Genomic DNA, 5,756 nt, shown 5'->3' on the forward strand with positions numbered 1-5,756 from the left:
AGCATGGACGAGGCCAACTCAGCGGGGCGGCGGCGACGCTGCACTTTTCTCTCTGCTTACTTTTGGGACCGTCAAGCGAGGGATCGTCGTGCCGGAGAAGCGGGCCGAGACCGACCGGCGTAGCCGTTCATTCTGAATACCAGAAGCTGCCGACGCCGTCCCCAATCAGTCGCCTGAGCTCACCACCCCGTCCGCACCTGCGCGACCGCGCGCTCGACGTTCGCAAACCGGCCACTGTCGCCGTCAAACGCACTCTCACCCGAACCGTCCGCCGCTTCGCAACGACGGGGCGCCGCGGCGACGATCACTTCGGTGCGGACTCGGCTGGGACCGGTGTCGTGGGGACGAGATGGCGAAATCCGTCATCCATGTCGCCGGGCGCTTGCCTGACCTGAAAGGTCCGGATCTTGTGAAGGCCCTCGGAGGAGATGTTTCCGGACGTGATGCCGTCGGATGATTGTCCGCCACCTGCTGCGCCGCCATCGCCGGGTTGAGGCTGAACCGGTTTGATGGTCAGAAGCTTGTAGCCCGCCGTCGGCGGTGAAGGTCGCATGCCCTGGTCGTCGGCGCCCTGGGAATGGATGGTGATCGTGCGGGTCTTCGACGGCACCAGCGGCTCCGCCGTCGCAGAAGAACTCGACGCCATCGCAGAACTGCCGAGGATGAGGGAGCAGATCCATGCCTTGCGGGCCGCCGGCTGGATCAGTCCAGGTGCAAGGCATCGAAGCACGGCAAAGCCTCCATTTCGCATCGTCTCTGTTCGCTGAGGATACGACAACGCGCCCACCGTGCCAACGGCGTCAAGTCTACACCATGAGACAGGGTGAATTGGAGATGCGCTCCGTCGCACCCAGGCCTCTCGATGCGGATTCAGGCGCGTTGCCACGTGAGATTATCCGGCCGCGCTTTGGAGGTGGCGCGCGCGGGCGATGCCGGCCGCGGCTTTGCGTTCGTGGCGTCCGAGGTCAAGGCACCGGCCGAGCAGACCGCCAAGGCAACCGGCGAGACCGGCCATCGGACGACGCGACCACAGTTTCACGGCCGACATACGCCTGCGCTGAACTGCTTGCGCGAGAGCGAGGAGCCATTGTCAAAATGGCACGCTCTCATCAAGTGATGTCGCCGTGGCCGTGGGCTGGGTTTCGGGCGCCTGGTCGAGAGGGAATACCGGAAGAGTATCGTCGTCCTGCAACATGACCATGCTGGTGGGCAAACGGATTTCCCAGGCGTCACCGACCTGCAGCGGCGGATCGAACTGCCGCCCGAGTTCGACATCCTCGTAGGCGTCGAGGATGTCCTGGGTCGGAAAGAGAGCGAGATATTTGCCGGCCCAGATGAGACCGGTCTTCAGGAAGAACAGAACCGGACGTTCGTAGCCCGGCATCACGGGCACGACGACGCTTGCGCTGCCGGCACGGAGAAATTGCTCGAACACCGGATCGTCGCTCGCGGCCGCCGCCAGCGTCCCCCAGCGCTCGCTCGACGTCCAGTAATAGGGGTAGAACTGATAGGTGGTGTTTGCCCAATCGAAGGCAAGTTCGAAGAAATCTGCGACAGAGCCGTTCGCCAGGGGCGAGCGCCAATCGCCGAGCGACGCGCCACTTGCGGCATCGTAGACGATGGTCGGCGTGCCGTCCNTGCGATCTTCATCGACGTAAAGCCTGCAGCCGTGCCACGACTGAGCAAATCGATGCAACCGCGCTTGAGCTCGGTCAGCTCGATGCTCCGGTATTGGTCGGAACGCAACGCGTAGGTCTTGGCGTCGCTCGTCGACTTGCCGGTGGCGTTGGCAACGGTCATCGCCTCATCATAGGCCTGCTTCTTGGCGTTGTAGCCGCTGAGGATGGCGGCATAGGCGCTCGCCTTCCAGGCGTTCAGCGCCTCGTTGGTCAGGTGAGCTTCATAGGCAACGGTGAACGTCATGATGCATTCGAACTTGGCGGTGATCGTGATCGGAATCGAAGGCTGTACCGCGCCGCCGAATGGGTCGGCGTGATGCTCGATCTCCTGCCATTTGTTGAAGTTCGTCTTGATGACCTTTTCGTCAGGATCCGGACGGCCGCGGCGCACCGACATGTAGAAGCTGCGGTCCGCGACCTGCACCAGGATGAGGTCGGCCTCTGCGACGGTGGTGCCGTCGGCGCCTGTAGTGAAACCGGCTACCTCGCCAAGATGCAGGGCGTTGGCGTAGGAGAGGAAATCGCCGCTGCCGCCCTCGGGAGCGAGGACGTTGAGGCGCGTCAGCCGATAGCTGGGATCGAGCGTGATGGTATTGTCGCTGCTGACGTAACCGGGCTCGTTGACGGCATCATTCACATCAATCTTGCCTGCCTGCATGGCGTCAGGATAGACGAACGCCTTGCTGCCGGTGAGGTGCTTCTGCGGGGGCGGAGATACGGTGACATCATAGAGCGCTGCCAACTTGGCATAGTTGTCCTCATTGAGATCGAGTGAGCTCTCGAAGCCGCCGCCCGACTTGGGATGGTGCAGCGGCTTGAGCGAGGTCTTGTCGATGCGCGACGGCGGCACGGGCTCGACCAGCTCGGTGCTGGCGGCGGCCACGCTCTGCTGGATCCATGCGCGGTACAACGCCGCCGGCTCAGGCACGGTGAGCGCGAGCATCAGCCGCCGCCCGTAATTGAGCAACGTCGCCGAATAGATCTTGTCGACCCACCGGTAGAGCCCGTTGATGTTGGAGGTGCCCTTCTCGTTGTTGAAGCCCCTCAACGTGGTGTCCTGGGTCTCGGTCAGAATGGTGGCCGAGCTGGTTTGCTTGATGCTGCTCTCGACGCTCTTCTGCGCCTGCTGCGTGACCGTCTTGGCGTAGTCCTGCGCTGTCGAGTCCGACGAGGATTTGGAAGTGTTGTACGATGCGTTGACCGACGCCGAAACCTGCACCGGACCGAACTTGCCTGAGACACTGACGCCGGCATTGACACCGAGGCTTTCCGTCGCCGCCTTTTGAGCTTGGCTAGAAAGCGAGAAGCGCTCATCCGTCGTCAACGAGTCCGATTGGCTTTGCTGCTGCGACGTCTCGGTCGTTGTTGTCTGGCTCTGACGATTGAGCAGGCGGATGGTGTGCTCACGGCGCTCGCCACGCAGAATGGGCTCGATGGAAGCGAGCTCATTCATATCGTAGCGCTGCAGCGCCTGATTCACGACCAGCAGGTCTCCGACTACCGGAGGCTTGATGGCTCCCACCGAGAGCGGGGTGTAGAAGATGCCGCGCGGCGTGACCAGGCCCGGCAGCGACGGTTGAGCGGGTGGACCGGCCGGAAAGCCCGGAGAATGCGACGCCGGAGGCGGCACCGATGTGCCGGACGGCACGATGGAGCCGGGATGCCCCGAGGGCGAGGATTCGGATCTTGCGCCGGCCGCCGAAGGAGCGATCGCACCGCCCGCTCCGCCTTGCGCGGGCTGCAGAGATCGCAACATGACGCCGCCGTCACCGAGCTTTTGCGGGTCATCGGACGCGGCCATGGCGGCGACCACGTCGATAAGCGCGTCGTAATCGTCGAACAGCCCACCATTCCAGCTGCCGAGCTGTCGTTTCCTCGCCGACCACAACAAGCGCAGGACGTGGTAGACCCGCAGTCCGTCGATGAGGTGGTTGTTCGCGACATAGCGGTCGCAACCAATCACCGTCTGGGCGTAGAGCGAATCCCAGAGGCGAGCCGTCGTAGCGCGCGCGGCGGCGACGAGCGCCGGCCGCGGCACCGCGTCGATCAGGCCGGCGAAAGCCGGAAAGGTGGCCTCGAACGCACTGGCGAGGTCGGTCAAAGGTCCTCCGGTCACCAGATGGCTCCGAAAGAACGCTGCGAGCGGATCGAGCGCGAGGATGGCGGGCGCACTCTCGTTGAGACAATCGCTCGTCAGGCAAAACGCGTCCGCCATGGCGAGCTTCAGCGCGAAGTCGCCAGGACCGAACAGCCGAGCCAGCAGCGAGCCAGCGGTCGTCGGCCGGCGATCCAGGATCAGGCGGCTTTGTATGGCGCTGAAGCTCGCACGGTTCATGACCCTGGTGTTGACGAAGCGAAACATTTCCTGGCTCGCGGCCATCTCCATCCTCCTGTGATATGGGTGGGCTGCTCTCGGGTCGAACGTGTTCGGGCGAGGTTGCCTACGACTCCGCCGCAGACTGCTCGGGGCCGTACCACCGCCAGGTGAGCTCCTCATTAGAATCCGGCTCCCAGGACGTCAGCGCGGCGATCCGATCTCCGTAAGCCGCCTCGACATCGGACAGTACCTGATCCTGGCCTGCCGCGATCGTTTGAAAGGCGGAGTAGCGATCCTGAAGTTGCCCCTTCATCAGGTTGATCTGATCCAGTGCATCATCGATTGTCGACGTTCCGACAGCAGTCCTCGGAGCCGACGCCACTCTTTCTGGCGGAGTTCGCGACGTCCTGGCGTTCACGACACCGCTTACATTCGCAGCCGACGCCGGGGAGGTCTGAAGCGAGTACAGCGAAATCTTCGAGTCGAGATCGGTTACCGCGTTTTCGAGCTGGGAGCGCGCATCTCCAATGGAGATTGCTTTGCCAACATCAGACTCGTTCAGCAGATAAGAGACCAGAGGCTCCAAGTCTTTCGACGGGTCGCTTTGATCGGGCTTGGACGTCGACCGTTGTGGCAGGCTCCGAAGCCAGCTCCTGACTTTGTTATCTTTGATTCCAAGTAGCTTTTGGACGAGGTTCTTGAAATCCAAGTCAAGACGGTCAGGATCCCGCTTAAACAGCTGACGAAAATAGATAATAACAAGTAGTTTCATCTCTCCCAGACGACTAGCGCGCTCACCATTTGTAAAATTCGCAACAGTACGCTCCGACATTTCGCGAACTTCATCATACCGAGATTCGTCAAATGTCAGGGGAGCGGGCGCGATCGCCTTGCCCACAACGAAAACGTCCTTGGCCCACCTGAAATACAAGTACATTGCCAATTCATCATTGATCTTGCCGATACCCGGGTAGAAGTCTCCTTCGTAGGCAGTCGCACCGAAAAGGCTGATAAATATTAGGTGCCCCACCGGTATGTTTGATTGCAATACCTTAGTCACCAAAACGCCGTCGACGACCGCTCCTTCTTTTACGGACCACGGCTTGTAAAGGTCCTTGGCCGGCGCGGGATCAGAGAGGATTCCATTGAAACTCGCCCAATCGTACCAAAAGTAGAGCTCGAATGCGTCCGCGAACCCTCGAAGCGCGCTCAGTGAATTGGCTGCCAGGATCTGACCGCGCACATCAACCATCATGTACAAGAAGGATCGTACGCTTCCACTTTCCTTGAGGTCGTCGTCGGCAAGGAAACGGACATATTGCCGCCATGCCATCCATCCGTCTGCGGCTTCTCTGCGCTGCCGCTGAATGATGGCAATAAAGTACGCCGCGCGATCGCCAGCCTGAAACAATGCAGGCTCTTTTTCTTTGCTCGCCCGATCCCTAAGCCCCTCAACAACCGCGACCGCATCGTCCCCGCCCGACAGTCCGACGCGGGTCATCCCGGCCTTAGTCGTTGGCTTTTCTAATAAACTTTTGAAATCTTCGCTGACCTTTTGTGTGCTCTCGCCCTCCAATGTCTTCTTGGATTCTTCCGCAGCCTCAACCCCTTTAGCTGCCGCTGCCTTGTAGAATGCCGCCTGGTCTTCAAGACGCTTGTAAGCTTCGTACTGCAAGCGCAACGCGCTCAGGTCGCCGGACTCTTCTTGGATGTCGCTCCCAAGCCGATCAATTTCCGTTGCTACGGCGACTCGCATTCCC

Annotated in this window: 3 protein-coding genes and 1 pseudogene; 1 reads left to right on the plus strand and 3 read right to left on the minus strand. The window is 61.1% G+C overall.

The annotated features are described in order from the left end of the window. Window positions 1-304 precede the first annotated feature (304 nt). A complete protein-coding gene (locus BRAS3809_RS37065) occupies window positions 305-610 on the minus strand; it encodes a hypothetical protein (RefSeq protein ID WP_210161100.1) in 306 nt (101 codons plus the stop codon). Window positions 611-907: 297 nt separating this feature from the next. Between BRAS3809_RS37065 and BRAS3809_RS35810 the strand changes: the two are divergent. Further along, window positions 908-1,016: pseudogene (locus BRAS3809_RS35810) on the plus strand (methyl-accepting chemotaxis protein); the annotation flags it as partial. Window positions 1,017-1,090: 74 nt separating this feature from the next. On the opposite strand, the gene BRAS3809_RS13150 reads toward BRAS3809_RS35810, so the two are convergent. Both BRAS3809_RS13150 and BRAS3809_RS36570 read right to left on the minus strand, forming a co-directional pair. Next, on the minus strand, window positions 1,091-1,384 hold the full coding sequence (locus BRAS3809_RS13150; RefSeq protein WP_170323280.1) for a hypothetical protein: 294 nt from the start codon (window positions 1,382-1,384) through the stop codon (window positions 1,091-1,093). Window positions 1,385-4,120: 2,736 nt separating this feature from the next. Then, window positions 4,121-5,756, minus strand: a 1,636-nt coding sequence (locus tag BRAS3809_RS36570; RefSeq protein ID WP_170323281.1) for a hypothetical protein, incomplete at its 5' end; no start/stop codon positions are given.

The sequence above is a fragment of the Bradyrhizobium sp. STM 3809 genome (assembly GCF_000239795.1).
GTDB lineage: Bacteria > Pseudomonadota > Alphaproteobacteria > Rhizobiales > Xanthobacteraceae > Bradyrhizobium.

Bases quoted from the DNA above. Each gene is read 5' to 3' on its own strand.
- BRAS3809_RS13150 (WP_170323280.1), bottom strand. From the start codon at position 1,384: ATGCCGGGCTACGAACGTCCGGTTCTGTTCTTCCTGAAGACCGGTCTC.